Genomic DNA, 16132 nt, shown 5'->3' with positions numbered 1-16132 from the left:
GTCTGATGAGCTGTGGCCTGGGACACAACGGTCGCCCCGGCAAAGCACCGCAAGGGAGATGTCGTGAGCAACGAAAGCCTGGCCAACCTCTTGAAGGAGGAGCGCCGCTTCGCGCCGCCCGCTGACCTGGCCGAGAACGCCAACGTCACGGCCGAGGCGTACGAGCAGGCCAGGGCTGACAGGCTCGGCTTCTGGGCGGCTCAGGCCCGACGGCTGACCTGGGCCAAGGAGCCGACCGAGACGCTGGACTGGTCGAACCCGCCGTTCGCCAAATGGTTCGAGGACGGCGAGCTCAACGTCGCGTACAACTGCGTCGACCGACATGTCGAGGCCGGGAACGGCGACCGGGTCGCCATCCACTTCGAGGGCGAGCCCGGGGACAGCCGGGCCATCACCTACGCCGAGTTGAAGGACGAGGTGAGCAAGGCCGCGAACGCGCTGCTGGAGTTGGGGGTCCGGGCCGGTGACCGGGTCGCGGTCTATATGCCGATGATCCCGGAGACGGCCGTGGCGATGCTGGCCTGCGCCCGGATCGGCGCCGCGCACTCCGTCGTGTTCGGCGGCTTCTCCGCGGACGCGCTCGCGACCCGTATCCAGGACGCCGACGCCAAGGTGGTCATCACCTCCGACGGCGGCTACCGGCGTGGCAAGCCGTCCGCGCTCAAGCCGGCCGTGGACGACGCGGCCGACCGCGCCGGCAATGTCGAGCACGTCCTCGTCGTCCGCCGTACCGGCCAGGACGTCGCGTGGAACGACTCGCGTGACGTGTGGTGGCACGAGATCGTCGACCGGCAGAGCGCCGAGCACACCCCACAGGCGTTCGGGGCCGAGCACCCGCTGTTCATCCTGTACACGTCCGGCACGACGGGTAAGCCCAAGGGCATCCTGCACACCTCCGGCGGCTACCTCACCCAGACGTCGTACACCCACCACGCCGTCTTCGACCTCAAGCCGGAGTCGGACGTCTACTGGTGCACGGCCGACGTCGGCTGGGTCACCGGCCACTCGTACATCGTCTACGGGCCGCTGGCGAACGGCGCGACGCAGGTCATGTACGAGGGCACGCCGGACACCCCGCACCAGGGGCGGTTCTGGGAGATCGTGCAGAAGTACGGGGTGACGATCCTCTACACGGCGCCCACGGCGATCCGTACGTTCATGAAGTGGGGCGACGACATCCCCGCGAAGTTCGACCTGTCCTCCCTGCGCGTCCTCGGGTCCGTCGGTGAGCCCATCAACCCCGAGGCGTGGATCTGGTACCGCAAGCACATCGGGGCCGACGCGACGCCGATCGTGGACACCTGGTGGCAGACCGAGACCGGCGCGATGATGATCTCGCCGCTGCCGGGTGTGACGGCGACCAAGCCGGGGTCCGCGCAGACTCCGCTGCCGGGCATCTGCGCGACCGTCGTCGACGACGAGGCGAACGAGGTGCCGAACGGCGGCGGTGGCTATCTCGTCCTCACCGAGCCGTGGCCGTCGATGCTGCGCACCATCTGGGGCGACGACCAGCGGTTCCTGGACACCTACTGGTCGCGGTTCGCGGGCAAGTACTTCGCCGGTGACGGGGCGAAGAAGGACGACGACGGGGACATCTGGCTCCTCGGGCGCGTCGACGACGTGATGCTCGTGTCGGGCCACAACATCTCGACGACCGAGGTGGAGTCCGCGCTCGTCTCGCACCCGTCCGTGGCAGAGGCGGCCGTGGTCGGCGCGGCCGACGAGACCACCGGTCAGGCGATCGTCGCGTTCGTGATCCTGCGTGGTACGGCGAACGCCGAGGACGAGAACCTCGTCGCCGACCTCCGCAACCACGTCGGCGCCACCCTCGGCCCGATCGCCAAGCCGAAGCGGATCCTGCCGGTGCAGGAACTGCCGAAGACCCGCTCCGGAAAGATCATGCGGCGACTGCTGCGGGACGTGGCGGAGAACCGGCAGCTCGGTGACGTCACGACCCTGACCGACTCCACGGTGATGGACCTGATCCAGGCCAAACTGCCGGCGGCGCCGAGCGAGGACTGAGATCGGGTACGTCCCCCCAGGGGAGGGCGTACGTCCGTGAAGGGGCACCCGGCGGGAAGCACGCCGGGCGCCCCTTGGCTAAAGTGAGAAAAAGGTGCGCCGGGAAGTCTGGTCGGCAAGCGATCCATGCTGCCCACCGACCGGAGGTCCCCATCGTGGCCGCGTCCCGCACCACCCCCACCCGCAAGGTTCTCGACCGGCTCTCCCTGCCCGAGCGGACCTTCGTGGCGGACGCGCTGCGCACGGAGACCGTCGGCGGTGTGCTGCTGCTCCTGGCCGCCGTCACCGCGCTGGTCTGGGTCAACGTCCCCGCACTGCACGACAGCTACGAGAGCGTCAGCCACTTCCGCTTCGGCCCCGAAGCGCTCGGCCTCGACCTGTCCGTGGCGCACTGGGCGGCGGACGGCCTCCTCGCGGTGTTCTTCTTCGTCGCCGGCATCGAACTCAAGCGCGAGCTGGTCGCCGGTGACCTCCGGGACCCCAGGACGGCCGCGCTGCCCGTGGTGGCCGCGCTGTGCGGCATGGCCGTACCGGCGCTCGTCTACGTGCTCACCAACCTCACCGGCGGCGGCTCCCTGTCCGGCTGGGCGGTGCCCACCGCGACCGACATCGCCTTCGCGCTGGCGGTGCTCGCCGTCATCGGCACCTCCCTGCCGAACGCGCTGCGGGCCTTCCTGCTCACCCTCGCCGTCGTCGACGACCTGTGCGCGATCCTGATCATCGCGGTGTTCTTCACCGACGACCTCGACTTCGCCGCGCTCGGCGGCGCGTTCGCCGGTCTCGCCGTCTTCTGGCTGCTGCTGAGGAAGGGCGTGCGCGGCTGGTACGTGTACGTGCCGCTGGCGCTCGTCGTCTGGGGGCTCATGTACAACAGCGGCGTGCACGCCACCATCGCCGGTGTCGCGATGGGGCTGATGCTGCGCTGCACCCGGCGCGCAGGCGAGGAGCACTCCCCCGGCGAGCGCGTCGAGCACCTTGTGCGGCCCCTGTCGGCCGGTCTCGCGGTGCCACTGTTCGCCCTCTTCAGCGCGGGTGTCGCGGTGTCGGCCGGCTCGCTGGAAAGGGTGTTCACACAGCCGGAGACGCTCGGAGTGGTGCTCGGACTGGTCGTCGGCAAGGCGATCGGGATCTTCGGCGGGACGTGGCTGACCGCCCGCTTCACCCGGGCCTCGCTCTCCGAGGACCTGTCCTGGCCGGACGTCTTCGCGGTCTCCTCCCTCGCCGGGATCGGCTTCACCGTGTCGCTGCTCATCGGCGAACTGGCCTTCGAGGGCGACCGGGTGCTCACCGACGGCGTCAAGGCGGCCGTCCTCACCGGTTCGCTCGTCGCGGCGGTCCTGGCGACCGTCCTGTTGAAGCTGAGGAACGCCAAGTACCAGGCTCTGTGGGCCGCCGAGGAGCGTGACGACGACCTCGACGGCATCCCCGACATCTACGAACAGGACGACCCGGCGTACCACCTGCGCATGGCCGAGATCTACGAACGCAAGGCCGCGGAACATCGCAGGCTTGCCGAAGTCGCGGGCGGGGCAGGCGTCGGCGACGACGGTCCGGCATGATCTGACAGGACCGTACACAGGACCGTACAAACGCATATGAGGGAGACCCCGATGAGCGCACCCGACGGCAGCCCGGTCGGAGCCGAACGCAGTGTCGGCCAGTTGTTCGCCTCGGCGACGGCCGAGATGTCCGCGCTGGTGCACGACGAGATCGCGCTGGCCAAGGCCCAACTCAGGCAGGACGTCAAGCGAGGCGTGGTCGGCGGCGGGGCGTTCACCGCGGCCGGCGCGGTGCTGCTCTTCTCCCTGCCGATGCTCAGCTTCGCCCTGGCCTACGGCATTCGCACCTGGAGCGACTGGAACCTGGCGATCTGCTTCCTGCTGTCGTTCGCGGCGAACGTGGTGGTCGCCCTCGTACTGACGGTCATCGGCGTCGCCTTCTCGAAGAAGGCCAAGAAGGGGAAGGGCCCGCAGAAGGTCGCGGCCTCCATGAAGCAGACGGCGGGCGTGCTGCAGAACGCCAAGCCCCACCCCCGCCGGCCCGCCCCGGCCGACGACGCCGTCGAGGCTGTGGCACGCTCGACGTCATGACCGACCCCGCGACCACCCCGGCCGCCCCCTCGAATCAGCCCGCGTCTCCCGTACGGCTCGACGTGCCCGGAGCCAAGGAGCTGATCCACCGGGACGTGGCCGCCAACGGCGCGCGCTTCCACATCGCCGAGGTGGGCGACGGGCCGCTGGTGCTGCTGCTGCACGGCTTCCCGCAGTTCTGGTGGACCTGGCGGCACCAGCTGGTCGCCCTCGCCGACGCGGGCTTCCGGGCCGTGGCCATGGACCTGCGCGGGGTCGGTGGCAGCGACCGCACACCCCGGGGTTACGACCCCGCGAACCTCGCCCTCGACATCACCGGGGTCGTACGGTCTCTCGGCGAGCCCGACGCCGCGCTGGTCGGCCACGACCTCGGCGGCTATCTGGCGTGGACGGCGGCCGTGATGCGCCCCAAGCTCGTACGGCGGCTCGCGGTCTCCTCGATGCCGCACCCGCGGCGCTGGCGCTCGGCCATGCTCTCCGACGTCAAGCAGACGTCCGCGGGCTCCTACATCTGGGGCTTCCAGCGCCCCTGGATCCCCGAGCGGCAGCTCACCGCCGACGACGGCGCCCTGGTCGGCCGGCTGATCCGGGAGTGGTCGGGGCCGCGGCTGCCGGACGACGAGGCCGTGGAGGCGTATCAGCGGGCGATGTGCATCCCGTCGACGGCGCACTGCTCGATCGAGCCGTACCGGTGGATGGTGCGGTCCATGGCCCGCCCGGACGGCATCCAGTTCAACCGCCGGATGAAGCGCCCGGTGCGTGTCCCCACCCTTCACCTGCACGGTTCACTCGACCCGGTGATGCGCACCCGCAGCGCGGCCGGGTCCGGGGAGTACGTCGAAGCGCCGTACCGTTGGCGGCTGTTCGACGGTCTGGGACACTTCCCGCACGAGGAGGACCCGGTGGCGTTCTCGGCCGAACTCATCAACTGGCTGAAGGACCCCGAGCCCGACCGGTGAGTCCGGCCAGGTCGCCCGCTATCCGGACGTGAACACCTGTTCCACGAACAGCTACTTGCCCGGCGCATAGGCCAATTGAGGGGCGTGGGGGTGGTTATCGACCTTGGGGCGGGGGCACACGTCGGGGTATGGGCTGGACGCACGACTACAGTGACGCAGCACGCAACCGCCGCTCGGCCGCGGGCCTGAGCTCCCACCAGAGGGGCGCCCCGCAAATGCCGGGCACGGATCCCCGGCTGGGCATTCCGCGCATCCTGCGCCGCCGGGCCCGCTGGGTCTCGGCCCGGCTGCGCCATCCTCGTCCCTGACCCGTTCGGGGCGACCCGCACAGGACCTCAAGGACACCGGCCCCACCCGGCCTCAGAGCGCGCAGCTGTCGCTGTCCACCTGCTGGTTGGCCGTACGGCCCTTGGTGATGTCCTCCTCGACCTCGTCCGCGGTGAGGGCGTAACCCGTGTCCGGGTCGTCGAGGGACTTCGCGAAGACCACGCCGTAGACCTTGCCGTCGGGCGTGAGCAGCGGGCCGCCGGAGTTGCCCTGACGGACCGTCGCGTAGAGCGAGTACACGTCGCGGTGGACGGTGCCGCGCTTGTAGATGTCGGCGCCGTTGGCCGTGATGCGGCCGCGCACGCGCGCGGGGCGGATGTCGTACGAGCCGTTCTCCGGGAAGCCCGCCACGATCGCGTCGTCGCTGCTCGCGGCGTCCTTGGTGGTGAACTTCAGCACGGGCGCCTTCAGGCTCGGCACGTCCAGTACGGCGATGTCGCGCTCCCAGTCGTAGAGGACGACCTTGGCGTCGTACTTGCGGCCCTCGCCGCCGATCTGGACGGTGGGTTCGTCGACCCCGCCGACCACGTGCGCGTTGGTCATCACCCGGCGCTCGCCGAAGACGAAGCCGGTGCCTTCGAGGACCTTGCCGCAACTCTGGGCCGTGCCCATGACCTTGACGATGGATCGCTTGGCACGCTGGGCGACCAGGCTGTTCGCGAGCGCCGGGTCGGGGGGCTGGACCTCGGTGATCGGCTCGTTCGAGAAGGGGCTGAAGACCTGCGGGAAGCCGTTCTGCGTGAGGACCGAGGAAAAGTCCGCGAACCAGGTGTCCGCCTGGTGGGGCAGGGCCCCGGCCACGCCCTGGAGCACCTTGGAGTTGCGGACCTCCTTGCCGAGCGTCGGCAGTGTCGTCCCGGCGAGTGCGGAACCGATCAGCCAGGCGACCAGGAGCATCGCCACGACGTTGACGAAGGCGCCGCCGGTGGCGTCCAGGGCGCGGGCCGGCGACCAGGTGATGTACCGGCGCAGTTTGTTGCCGAGGTGGGTGGTCAGGGCCTGGCCGACCGAGGCGCAGACGATCACGACGACCACCGCGACGACGGCGGCGGCCGTGCTCACCTCGGAGTTGTCGGTCATCCAGTCCCAGATGACGGGCAGGGCGTAGACCGCGACGAGGCCGCCGCCGAGGAAGCCGATCACCGAGAGGATGCCGACGACGAAGCCCTGTCGGTAGCCCACGATCGCGAACCAGACAGCGGCGACCAGCAACAGGATGTCCAGCACGTTCACCGCTTCAAGCCTCGCCTCGTCGCTTCGCGATCACTACATGCCGACCGGGGGACCGGTCCGCCGCGCGGCGACAGGGGGACCCGACAGGCCCCGGGAGACGCAGCACGGCAGACACCCTGTCATGAGCGCCAGTCGAGCGGGACCTGCTTCTCGCGGTCCCAAGGCCGCTCCCAGCCCGAGTAGTGCAGCAGACGGTCGATCACTCCGGCCGTGAAACCCCACACCAGGGCCGATTCGACCAGAAATGCCGGGCCTGCGTAGCCGCGGGGGTGAATGGCGGTGGCTCTGTTGGCCGGATCCGTGAGATCCGCCACGGGGACGGTGAAGACGCGCGCCGTCTCGTTCGGGTCGACGGCCCTGACCGGGGTCGGCTGTCGCCACCAGCCCAGGACGGGGGTCACGACGAAGCCGCTCACCGGGATGTACAGCTTGGGCAGCACGCCGAAGAGCTGGACGCCGGCGGGGTCGAGGCCGGTCTCCTCCTCGGCCTCGCGCAGGGCGGCGCGCAGCGGGCCGTCGGTCCGCGGGTCGCCGTCCTCGGGGTCGAGGGCGCCGCCGGGGAACGACGGCTGGCCGGCGTGCGACCGGAGTGAGCCGGCGCGCTCCATGAGCAGCAGCTCGGGCCCGCTCGGCCCCTCGCCGAACAGGATCAGGACCGCCGACTGCCGCCCCGAGCCGTTCTCCGGTGGCAGGAAGCGGCTCAGCTGCAGTGGCTCGACCGTCTCACCGGCGCGCACCACCGGGTCCAGCCAGGTGGGCAGGCCCGTCTTGTCCAGGGCCACGCGTCCGTCGCGCGTGTGGTGCCCGCTGTCGGTGTCCGTGCCGCCGTCTGTCCGGCTCGCGCGTGTCATAGCCACCCCCGTCGTTCTTCCGGTCCCAACGCCCGGAGGACCGCTGATCGTTCCTCGTGGGCTTCGCGTCCCTCTTGAGGGTGGTGGGAGCCGGAGCGGGCAGGGCGCGTGCCGGAGTGGAGGCGCGCGGTGGCGTGCGCGCCCGGTCGCTTCGTGCGGGCCGTCATCCGGCGGCTCCCAGGGGCGGGGCCGGGATGCCGCCCGCGTCCAGGTAGGACTGTGGGGGCTTGAGGCGCTGGCCGGGGAAGCCGCCCTTCTCGTACTTCAGGAGCTTCCTGGCCTTCTCCGGGTCCGTCTCGCCCTCGCCGAACGCCGGGCAGAGCGGGGCGATGGGGCAGGCGCCGCAGGCCGGTTTGCGGGCGTGGCAGATACGGCGGCCGTGGAAGATCACGTGGTGCGACAGCATCGTCCACTCGCTCTTCGGGAAGAGCGCGCCGATGGCCGCCTCGATCTTGTCCGGGTCGGTCGCCTCGGTCCACTTCCAGCGCCGGACGAGCCGCTGGAAGTGCGTGTCCACGGTGATTCCGGGCCGGCCGAAGGCGTTGCCCAGCACGACGAAGGCGGTCTTGCGGCCGACGCCGGGCAGCTTGACGAGGTCCTCGAGACGGCCGGGGACCTCTCCCCCGTGGTTCTCCACCAGGGCCTTCGACAGACCCATCACCGACTTCGTCTTGGCCCGGAAGAACCCGCACGGCCGCAGGATCTCCTCGACCTCCTGCGGGTCGGCGGCGGCCAGGTCCTCGGGGGTGGGGTACTTCGCGAAGAGCGCCGGTGTCGTCTGGTTGACCCGCAGATCGGTCGTCTGCGCGGACAGGACCGTCGCGACGACCAGCTGGAAGGAGTTCTCGAAGTCCAACTCCGGGTGCGCGTACGGGTACACCTCGGCGAGTTCGCGGTTGATGCGACGGGCACGGCGGACGAGAGCCGTCCGGGACTCGGGCTTGGCGGGCCTCCTCGCCGGAGCCGTGGTCCTCTTCGCCGGAGCCGTGGTCCTCTTCGCCGGAGCCGTGGTCTTCTGGGCGGGGTTCTCCGCCGCTGATGGATCGGACACCTTCGTCGCCTTTGCCGTTTTGTTCGCTCCCGTGGGGCCCTGTTCGCCCACAGCGGAATCGCGCCGTACAACCACCCGCCCAGCCCCCTTGGCCTGTGCTCTCACCGGCGATTTGGACACCCGGCCAGCCTAAAGCCCGGCACCGACATCCGCCCCGGGCCCAGAAGATCGGCCCCCAATTGGACCCCTGACGCTTACCCCGGGACATGTGTGCGGCATCCTTGTGACAGATCACACTGTTTGGTCCGTCCGGCAAGATGGGGAACACGGTCCCCTGGTAGTACGGGGAGCAAGATCCCCTGAGCAGGTCGACAAGGAGAGAACTCGTGGACGACGTTCTGCGGCGCGCCCCGCTCTTCGCGGCGCTCGATGACGAGCAGGCCGCGGAGCTCCGCGCCTCCATGAGTGAGGTGACCCTCGCGCGCGGTGACGCTCTCTTCCACGAGGGCGATCCGGGTGACCGCCTTTATGTGGTCACCGAAGGCAAGGTGAAGCTGCACCGCGCGTCGCCCGACGGCCGCGAGAACATGCTGGCCGTGCTCGGTCCCGGTGAGCTGATCGGCGAGCTGTCGCTGTTCGACCCGGGCCCGCGGACGGCGACGGCCACCGCGCTGACCGAGGTCAAGCTGCTCGGCCTCGGCCACGGCGACCTGCAGCCGTGGCTGAACGCGCGGCCCGAGGTGGCCGCGGCGCTGCTGCGTGCCGTCGCGCGGCGGCTGCGCAAGACCAACGACCAGATGTCCGACCTCGTGTTCTCGGACGTTCCCGGGCGGGTCGCTCGGGCGCTGCTGGACCTTTCCCGGCGGTTCGGTGTGCAGTCGGAGGAGGGCATCCACGTGGTGCACGACCTCACGCAGGAGGAGCTGGCGCAGCTGGTGGGTGCGTCGCGGGAGACCGTGAACAAGGCGCTGGCGGACTTCGCGCAGCGGGGGTGGCTGCGGTTGGAGGCTCGCGCGGTGATCCTGCTGGATGTGGAGCGGCTGGCCAAGCGGTCGCGCTGACGCGGGGAGCGGTTGCACGTCGGCTCGGCTCGGGTGCCGGTTCGGCTGGGGCTCCGTTCGGCTGGGGCTCCCTTCTGCTCGGGTGCCGGTCCGGCTCCGGTCCGGTCCGTAGGGTCGGTTCGTACGTCGATGGGGTTCGTCTCGTTCGCGGGGCGGGCCCCATTGTCTTCGCCCCGCCGCCCTTACCCGATCCCCTCCCCAGGGGCTGCCGCCCCTTCGACCCCGCCCTCACGGGGCTCCGCCCCCGACCCCGCCAGGGGCGCGCTGCGCCCCCTGAACCCCCGAGTGATTCATGGGGTTCCACGGATCCCTTCTCGAGGTCCCCAACCGATTCGGGGCGCCCTCTCCATCTGCCAGTCGCCCCCTCCCGCATAAATAACCTGCCCCCGCGGACCCCTCCGGTCACAGTGGTCCCATGGCCGAAATCGGGCGTCGTAGAGGGCTGGACAGTCGGGGGTATATCGAGCGGGAGGGGGCGTTGGGGCGGGTGGGTGGGGTGTTTCGGCCCGTGGTGGCAGTTGCTCGGGATCGGGTTCTGAACGGGTTCGGGGCGCGGCTGCACAGTGCGTACCTCTATGGGTCGATTCCCCGGGGAACGGCTCGCCCGGGGCGCAGTGACCTCGATCTGCTGCTGGTGTTGCGGGAGGAGCCCACGGAGGCCGACCGGGCGAGGGCGCGGGTGCTGGACGAGACGTTGGACGAGGAGTTCCCGCAGATCGACGGGGCCGGGACGCTGCTGGTCAGCAGGGCGCAGGTGCTCAGCGACCTGGAGCGGTACGACCTGGGCTGGTTCGTGGCCTGTCTGTGCACCCCACTGCTGGGTGAGGACCTGGCGGAGGACCTGCCCCGCTATCGGCCGGACTCGCTCCTCGCGCGCGAGACCAACGGCGACCTCGCGCTGCTTCTGCCGCGCTGGCGTGAACGGATCGCGGAAGCCGACACGGACGACGCCCGGCGGTCGCTCGTCCGCGGTTGCTCACGTCGGCTCGTCCGGACCGGGTTCACGCTTGTCATGCCCCGCTGGAACGGCTGGACCAGTGATCTGCACGAGATGGCGGAGGCGTTCGGCGAGTACTACCCCGAACGTGCTGCCCAGATGCGCGCGGCGGCGGTGGCGGGAGCGGGATACGAGCCGGATGCCGGGCCGGGCGGACGGGGCCACCCGGGTGGCCCAGGTGGCCCGAGCCTCCCGGGTGGCCCGGGTGCTCATGACGTCGTACTGCGGTCGTACGTGGAGGATCTCGGGCCCTGGCTGGCCGGGGAGTACGCGCGCGTGCACGGGGTCAAAGCGCCGCGCCCCGGGGACCGGTGAGGGCCCCGGGGCGCCTGGTGAGGCGCTGGGGGCACACCGGAGGCCTGCCTGGCGCCTCTGAGAGGGGCTGCTGGGGCCTGAGAGGGCTCTGAGGCCCTGTGGCGCCCCGCGGGCGGCCGTGGCGCCCCCCGGGCGGTCCGGGCCCGGAGACGGCCGCTCAGGCCCGCCTCGGATCGGGTCAGATCAGGCCGTGCTCGGTCAGGTACTCGATCTGGGCCCGTACCGAGAGTTCCGCGGCCGGCCACAGGGAGCGGTCGACGTCCGCGTAGACGTGGGCGACGACCTCGCCGGGGGTGCGGTAGCCGTTCTCGACGGCCGTTTCGACCTGGGCGAGCCGATGGGCGCGGTGGGCGAGGTAGAACTCGACGACGCCCTGGGCGTCCTCCAGGACGGGACCGTGGCCGGGGAGGACGGTGTGGACGCCGTCGTCGACCGTGAGGGACCTGAGGCGGCGGAGGGAGTCGAGATAGTCGCCGAGACGCCCGTCGGGGTGGGCCACGACCGTCGTACCGCGCCCGAGGACGGTGTCGCCGGTCAGGACGGCCCCGTCCGCCGGGAGGTGGAAGCAGAGCGAGTCGGCGGTGTGGCCTGGGGTGGGCACGACGCGGAGTTCCAGGCCGCCGACCGCGACGACGTCGCCGGCGCCCAGCCCTTCGTCGCCGAGCCGCAGCGCCGGGTCCAGGGCCCGTACGTTCGTCCTGGTCAGCCCGGCGAAGCGGGCGGCGCCCTCCGCGTGGTCCGGGTGCCCGTGCGTGAGCAGGGTCAGCGCGATCCGCTTGCCGGCCTTCTCCGCCGTGTCGACGACGTTGCGCAGATGGGCGTCGTCGAGCGGACCCGGGTCGATCACGACCGCCGAGTCGGAGTCCGGCTCGGACACGATCCAGGTGTTGGTTCCGTCCAGCGTCATCACGGACGCGTTCGGCGCGAGCACGTTGACCGCGCGCGCGGTGGCGGGCCCCGACAGGACGCCGCCCCTGGGCTGGCCGGGGAGGGCTGCTGCGTCGGTCATACGGGGGTGCCTTCCAGCGGGATGGGCGGAGTGTCACGGTGCCGGTCGCGGGCCCGCGACCCGTCTCGACGCCCGTGTGGTGGCGCGAGGGGCCGGTGAGGGAGCGGGGCCGCGGCTCCCGGCCTGCCCGGGAGGGCTGTCGCGTCCGTCATGGGGAGTCTCCGGCGGCCGCGATGCGCTTGGTGAACTCGTCGTGGCCGGGCCAGGAGAGGACCACGTCGTCGTTCTCCAGGCGGGCTCGGGCGAGGACGGGGGTCAGGTCGCGGGCGGGTGCGGCGGCGAGCGCGGCGGCGGCCGTGTCGTACTCCGCGAGCCGGCGCAGGGTCGCGATGGTGGGCGGCATCATCAGCAGCTCGCCCTTGTCGTAGCCGGCCGCCGCGTCCCGGGGGCGGATCCACACCGCGCGGTCGGCCTCCGTGGAGGCGTTGCGGGTGCGCTGGCCCTGTGGGAGGGCGGCCACGAAGAACCAGGTGTCGTAGCGACGGGACTCGAACTCGGGGGTGATCCAGCGGGCCCAGGCGCCCAGCAGGTCGGACCGCAGGACCAGCCCCCTGCGCTCCAGGAACTCCGCGAAGGACAGCTCCCGGGCGGCCACCGCCGCGCGGTCCGTCTCCCAGTCGTCGCCCGTGGTGTCGCCGACCACCGTGTCGGAGCTGGGGCCGGCGAGCAGGACGCCCGCCTCCTCGTACGTCTCCCGGACGGCCGCGCAGACGATCGCCTGGGCGTCGGTCTCGTCGACGCCGAGCCTGGACGCCCACCACGCGCGCGTGGGGCCCGCCCAGCGGATCTGGTGGTCGTCGTCGCGCGGGTCCACTCCGCCGCCCGGATACGCGTACGCGCCCCCGGCGAAAGCCATGGAGGCGCGTCTGCGCAGCATGTGCACGACCGGAGTGTCGGCCGTGTCCTTGAGCAGCATGACGGTGGCGGCCCGCCTGGGGGTCACCGGTGTCAGCGTGCCGGCCGCGAGTGCGCGGATGCGGTCGGGCCACTCGGCTGGGTACCACTGCCCGTTTGCCATGGTGCGGAGGCTAACTCGTCACGGGCTGATGTTCGAGTGAGCCTCCGCGATCTTGGTGTCGGCTACGCGACGGTGAGTTCCACCTGGAGCTCCACCTCGACCGGCGCGTCCAGCGGCAGTACCGCCACGCCGACCGCGCTGCGCGCGTGGACGCCCTTGTCGCCGAAGACGGCGCCCAGGAGTTCGCTCGCACCGTTCAGCACGGCGGGCTGGCCCGTGAAGTCGGAGGCCGAGGCCACGAAACCGACGACCTTCACCACGCGCGCGACACGGTCCAGGTCTCCGGCCACGGACTTGACGGCGGCGAGTGCGTTCAGCGCGCAGGTGCGGGCGAGTTCCTTGGCCTCCTCGGGGGTGACCTCCGCGCCGACCTTGCCGGTCACGGGCAGCTTGCCGTCCACCATGGGGAGCTGGCCGGCGGTGTACACGTACACGCCGGACTGGACGGCCGGCTGGTACGCGGCGAGCGGCGGGACGACCTCGGGCAGCCTCAGCCCGAGTTCCACGAGCTTGGCCTCGACGGCGCTCACGGCTTGGGCCGCTTCAGGTAGGCCACCAACTGCTCGGGGTTGTTCGGCCCGGGCACGACCTGGACGAGCTCCCAGCCGTCCTCGCCCCAGGTGTCCAGAATCTGCTTCGTGGCATGGACGAGCAGCGGCACGGTTGCGTATTCCCACTTGGTCATGTGGCCGACTTTATCCGCTGCCCGGCCGCTGTCCGGCACGGGTTCCGCCGCTGTCCCCGGTCGGCTCGGCGGCCCGGACAGGTGGGGGCCGACAGACGGGGAGGGCACAAGTTGTCCACAGCCTCCCGCGTACGCCGCGCGCGGACTGGTTAGGCTCGAATACGTGAGCAGGCTCCAGGTCGTCAGCGGCAAGGGCGGGACCGGAAAGACCACGGTCGCCGCCGCACTCGCGCTCGCCCTCGCGACCGAGGGGAAGCGCACCCTCCTGGTCGAGGTCGAGGGCAGACAGGGCATCGCGCAGCTCTTCGAGGCAGAGGCACTGCCGTACGAGGAGCGGAAGATCGCGGTGGCACCCGGGGGCGGGGAGGTGTACGCGCTGGCCATCGACCCCGAACTGGCCCTGTTGGACTACCTCCAGATGTTCTACAAGCTGGGCGGGGCGGGCCGGGCCCTGAAGAAGCTCGGCGCCATCGACTTCGCGACCACCGTCGCGCCCGGCCTGAGGGACGTGCTGCTGACCGGCAAGGCCTGCGAGGCGGTGCGCCGCAAGGAGAAGAGCGGGCGGTTCGCGTACGACTACGTGGTGATGGACGCGCCACCCACCGGGCGCATCACCCGCTTCCTGAACGTCAACGACGAGGTGGCGGGCCTCGCGAAGATCGGCCCGATACACAATCAGGCCCAGGCCGTCATGCGGGTCCTGAAGTCACCCGAGACGGCCGTGCATCTGGTGACGCTGCTGGAGGAGATGCCCGTCCAGGAGACGGCGGACGGCATCGCCGAGCTGCGGGGCGCGAAGCTGCCGGTGGGACGGATCATCGTCAACATGGTGCGGCCGGAGGTGCTGGACGCCGACGAGCTCGAGTTCGCGCGCGCGGTACCGCGGACGGCCGTCGCCAAGTCCCTGTCCACAGCGGGCCTGGGCGGCGCGCGGCGCGGCGGCAACGCCGAGCGGCTGGTGGAGCCGCTGCTCACCCAGGCCGAGGAGTACGCCGAGCGGTACACCCTGGAGCACGAACAGCGGGGCGTACTGGGCGAGCTGGACCTGCCGCTGCACGAACTGCCGTTGCTCGCCGAGGGAATGGACCTGGCGGGCCTGTACGAACTGGCCACGGAACTGCGTCAGCAAGGGATCTCATGACTCCGGACCCGGCCGCCGCGCACGATTCGGCGCACTCCCCCGACGGACACCGCGTGGTCAGCTCGACCCGCCCCCTCGCGGTCGATCCGCTGCTCGACGCCCCGGAGACCCGCATCGTGGTGTGCTGCGGCGCCGGCGGTGTGGGCAAGACGACCACGGCGGCGGCCCTCGGGCTGCGGGCCGCGGAGCGTGGCCGCAAGGTGGTCGTGCTCACCATCGACCCGGCCCGGCGGCTCGCCCAGTCCATGGGCATCGACTCGCTGGACAACACCCCGCGGCGGGTGAAGGGCATCGACGGGGACGGCGAACTGCACGCCATGATGCTCGACATGAAGCGCACCTTCGACGAGATCGTCGAGGCGCACTCGGACCCCGGCCGGGCCTCCGCGATCCTGAGCAACCCGTTCTACCAGTCCCTCTCGGCGGGCTTCGCGGGCACGCAGGAGTACATGGCGATGGAGAAGCTGGGCCAGCTGCGGGCCCGGGACGACTGGGATCTCATCATCGTCGACACTCCGCCGTCCCGTTCGGCGCTGGACTTCCTGGATGCCCCCAAGCGGCTCGGCTCGTTCCTCGACGGCAAGCTGATCCGGGTACTGCTGGCGCCGGCGAAGGTCGGCGGGCGGGCCGGCATGAAGTTCCTGAACGTCGGCATGTCGATGATGACGGGCGCCCTGGGCAAGCTGCTCGGCGGTCAACTGCTGAAGGACGTCCAGACGTTCGTGGCCGCCATGGACTCGATGTTCGGCGGCTTCCGTACGCGCGCGGACGCCACGTACAAGCTGCTCCAGGCGCCCGGCACCGCCTTCCTGGTGGTGGCGGCGCCCGAGCGGGACGCGCTGCGCGAGGCGGCGTACTTCGTGGAGCGGCTGGCCGCCGAGGACATGCCGCTGGCCGGGCTGGTGCTGAACCGCGTGCATGGCAGCGGCGCGGCTCAGCTGTCCGCCGAGCGCGCGCTCGCCGCTGCGGAAAATCTTGACGAGCCCCGCATTGTGGATCATATGGACGGGAAAGCAGTTCGTAACTCTCCCGACACGTACGGCAGTTCAGACAGTTCAGCCAGTCCCGACTCTCCCGCGACGACCGGCACCGAGGACGGCTCCCCCGCCCCGGACGAGCAGAACCAGGCCGTTGCCGACCAGAACGTCACCGACCAGGACGTCACTCCGGACCTGACCGTGGAACAGCTCACGGCAGGCCTGCTCAGGCTGCACGCCGAGCGGATGCGACTGCTCTCCCGGGAGCAGCGCACGCGCGACCGCTTCACCGCGCTGCACCCCGAGGTGCCCGTGGTCGAAGTGGCCGCACTGCCCGGTGATGTCCACGACCTGGCGGGTCTGCGGGACATCGGGGACCGGCTCGCGGCCATCGGGCCGGAGCTGCCTACCTCCGACAACTGAACCTCTGCCGACCGAACCCCACCGGCGAACTCC

The 16132-nt window shown here is 71.1% G+C and carries 16 protein-coding genes; 9 read left to right on the top strand and 7 right to left on the bottom strand.

Annotation, left to right across the window (positions count from 1 at the left end; genetic code table 11):
* The first annotated feature begins 63 nt into the window (after positions 1–63).
* From acs to OG202_RS27575, 5 genes are all read left to right on the top strand, one after another.
* The gene (gene acs, locus OG202_RS27595) at positions 64–2022 is read left to right on the top strand and encodes an acetate--CoA ligase (RefSeq protein WP_328223769.1); all 1959 of its coding nucleotides are present in this window, start codon (positions 64–66) and stop codon (positions 2020–2022) included.
* Between the two features lie 155 nt (positions 2023–2177).
* Positions 2178–3581: a Na+/H+ antiporter NhaA gene (gene nhaA / locus OG202_RS27590; protein WP_328223768.1), complete on the top strand. Its 1404-nt coding sequence runs from the start codon at positions 2178–2180 to the stop codon at positions 3579–3581.
* 51 nt (positions 3582–3632) lie between these two features.
* A complete protein-coding gene (locus OG202_RS27585) occupies positions 3633–4112 on the top strand; it encodes a phage holin family protein (protein ID WP_326579594.1) in 480 nt (159 codons plus the stop codon).
* Positions 4109–5071 (top strand): alpha/beta fold hydrolase, encoded by a 963-nt coding sequence (locus tag OG202_RS27580; protein WP_327728425.1) that lies wholly within the window; start codon positions 4109–4111, stop codon positions 5069–5071. Before OG202_RS27585 ends, OG202_RS27580 begins: the two co-directional genes overlap by 4 nt.
* A gap of 128 nt (positions 5072–5199) precedes the next feature.
* Complete coding sequence (locus OG202_RS27575; RefSeq protein ID WP_326579599.1) at positions 5200–5379, top strand: hypothetical protein; 180 nt, start codon at positions 5200–5202, stop codon at positions 5377–5379.
* 52 nt (positions 5380–5431) lie between these two features.
* On the opposite strand, the gene OG202_RS27570 is transcribed toward OG202_RS27575, so the two are convergent.
* From OG202_RS27570 to nth, 3 genes are all read right to left on the bottom strand, one after another.
* Complete coding sequence (locus OG202_RS27570; RefSeq protein ID WP_327728426.1) at positions 5432–6631, bottom strand: MarP family serine protease; 1200 nt, start codon at positions 6629–6631, stop codon at positions 5432–5434.
* A gap of 119 nt (positions 6632–6750) precedes the next feature.
* Positions 6751–7482, bottom strand: coding sequence for an NUDIX hydrolase (locus OG202_RS27565; protein WP_326579603.1), 732 nt, complete (start codon positions 7480–7482; stop codon positions 6751–6753).
* Positions 7483–7645: 163 nt separating this feature from the next.
* Positions 7646–8608 (bottom strand): endonuclease III, encoded by a 963-nt coding sequence (nth, locus tag OG202_RS27560; RefSeq protein ID WP_327728427.1) that lies wholly within the window; start codon positions 8606–8608, stop codon positions 7646–7648.
* Positions 8609–8859: 251 nt separating this feature from the next.
* Between nth and OG202_RS27555 the strand changes: the two genes are divergently transcribed.
* Both OG202_RS27555 and OG202_RS27550 read left to right on the top strand, forming a co-directional pair.
* The gene (locus OG202_RS27555; RefSeq protein ID WP_005476003.1) at positions 8860–9534 is read left to right on the top strand and encodes a Crp/Fnr family transcriptional regulator; all 675 of its coding nucleotides are present in this window, start codon (positions 8860–8862) and stop codon (positions 9532–9534) included.
* Positions 9535–9949: 415 nt separating this feature from the next.
* Positions 9950–10846, top strand: a complete 897-nt coding sequence (locus OG202_RS27550) for a nucleotidyltransferase domain-containing protein (RefSeq protein WP_328223767.1) — start codon at positions 9950–9952, stop codon at positions 10844–10846.
* 178 nt (positions 10847–11024) lie between these two features.
* On the opposite strand, the gene OG202_RS27545 is transcribed toward OG202_RS27550, so the two are convergent.
* The 4 genes from OG202_RS27545 to OG202_RS27530 form a co-directional block, all read right to left on the bottom strand.
* Positions 11025–11855 (bottom strand): MBL fold metallo-hydrolase, encoded by an 831-nt coding sequence (locus OG202_RS27545; RefSeq protein ID WP_327728429.1) that lies wholly within the window; start codon positions 11853–11855, stop codon positions 11025–11027.
* Between the two features lie 148 nt (positions 11856–12003).
* On the bottom strand, positions 12004–12873 hold the full coding sequence (locus OG202_RS27540) for an NUDIX hydrolase (RefSeq protein WP_328223766.1): 870 nt from the start codon (positions 12871–12873) through the stop codon (positions 12004–12006).
* A gap of 62 nt (positions 12874–12935) precedes the next feature.
* Positions 12936–13403, bottom strand: coding sequence for a RidA family protein (locus OG202_RS27535; protein ID WP_326579615.1), 468 nt, complete (start codon positions 13401–13403; stop codon positions 12936–12938).
* Positions 13400–13558: a DUF4177 domain-containing protein gene (locus tag OG202_RS27530; protein WP_086785308.1), complete on the bottom strand. Its 159-nt coding sequence runs from the start codon at positions 13556–13558 to the stop codon at positions 13400–13402. The genes OG202_RS27535 and OG202_RS27530 overlap by 4 nt, the downstream gene beginning before the upstream one ends.
* Positions 13559–13721: 163 nt before the next feature.
* Here OG202_RS27530 and OG202_RS27525 point away from each other — a divergent pair, with 163 nt between their 5' ends.
* Both OG202_RS27525 and OG202_RS27520 read left to right on the top strand, forming a co-directional pair.
* The gene (locus OG202_RS27525; protein WP_326579622.1) at positions 13722–14699 is read left to right on the top strand and encodes an ArsA family ATPase; all 978 of its coding nucleotides are present in this window, start codon (positions 13722–13724) and stop codon (positions 14697–14699) included.
* Positions 14696–16099 carry an ArsA family ATPase gene (locus tag OG202_RS27520; RefSeq protein ID WP_326579624.1) on the top strand — a complete coding sequence of 468 codons (1404 nt, stop codon included), beginning with the start codon at positions 14696–14698 and terminating at the stop codon, positions 16097–16099. Before OG202_RS27525 ends, OG202_RS27520 begins: the two co-directional genes overlap by 4 nt.
* Positions 16100–16132: the final 33 nt, after the last annotated feature.

It is taken from the genome of Streptomyces sp. NBC_00310 (genome assembly GCF_036208085.1).
Lineage (GTDB): Bacteria > Actinomycetota > Actinomycetes > Streptomycetales > Streptomycetaceae > Streptomyces.
The sequence above is the reverse complement of the archived record's forward strand: the minus strand, read 5'-3'. Positions and strand labels throughout refer to the sequence as shown.

What these genes read in the sequence shown, in the direction of transcription:
- OG202_RS27540 (WP_328223766.1), bottom strand. Translation starts at nt 12,873, where the DNA reads ATGGCAAACGGGCAGTGGTACCCAGCCGAGTGGCCCGACCGCATCCGC.
- OG202_RS27585 (WP_326579594.1), top strand. Translation starts at nt 3,633, where the DNA reads ATGAGCGCACCCGACGGCAGCCCGGTCGGAGCCGAACGCAGTGTCGGC.
- OG202_RS27565 (WP_326579603.1), bottom strand. Translation starts at nt 7,482, where the DNA reads ATGACACGCGCGAGCCGGACAGACGGCGGCACGGACACCGACAGCGGG.
- OG202_RS27580 (WP_327728425.1), top strand. Translation starts at nt 4,109, where the DNA reads ATGACCGACCCCGCGACCACCCCGGCCGCCCCCTCGAATCAGCCCGCG.
- OG202_RS27550 (WP_328223767.1), top strand. Translation starts at nt 9,950, where the DNA reads ATGGCCGAAATCGGGCGTCGTAGAGGGCTGGACAGTCGGGGGTATATC.
- OG202_RS27575 (WP_326579599.1), top strand. Translation starts at nt 5,200, where the DNA reads ATGGGCTGGACGCACGACTACAGTGACGCAGCACGCAACCGCCGCTCG.
- OG202_RS27545 (WP_327728429.1), bottom strand. Translation starts at nt 11,855, where the DNA reads ATGACCGACGCAGCAGCCCTCCCCGGCCAGCCCAGGGGCGGCGTCCTG.
- OG202_RS27520 (WP_326579624.1), top strand. Translation starts at nt 14,696, where the DNA reads ATGACTCCGGACCCGGCCGCCGCGCACGATTCGGCGCACTCCCCCGAC.
- OG202_RS27530 (WP_086785308.1), bottom strand. Translation starts at nt 13,558, where the DNA reads ATGACCAAGTGGGAATACGCAACCGTGCCGCTGCTCGTCCATGCCACG.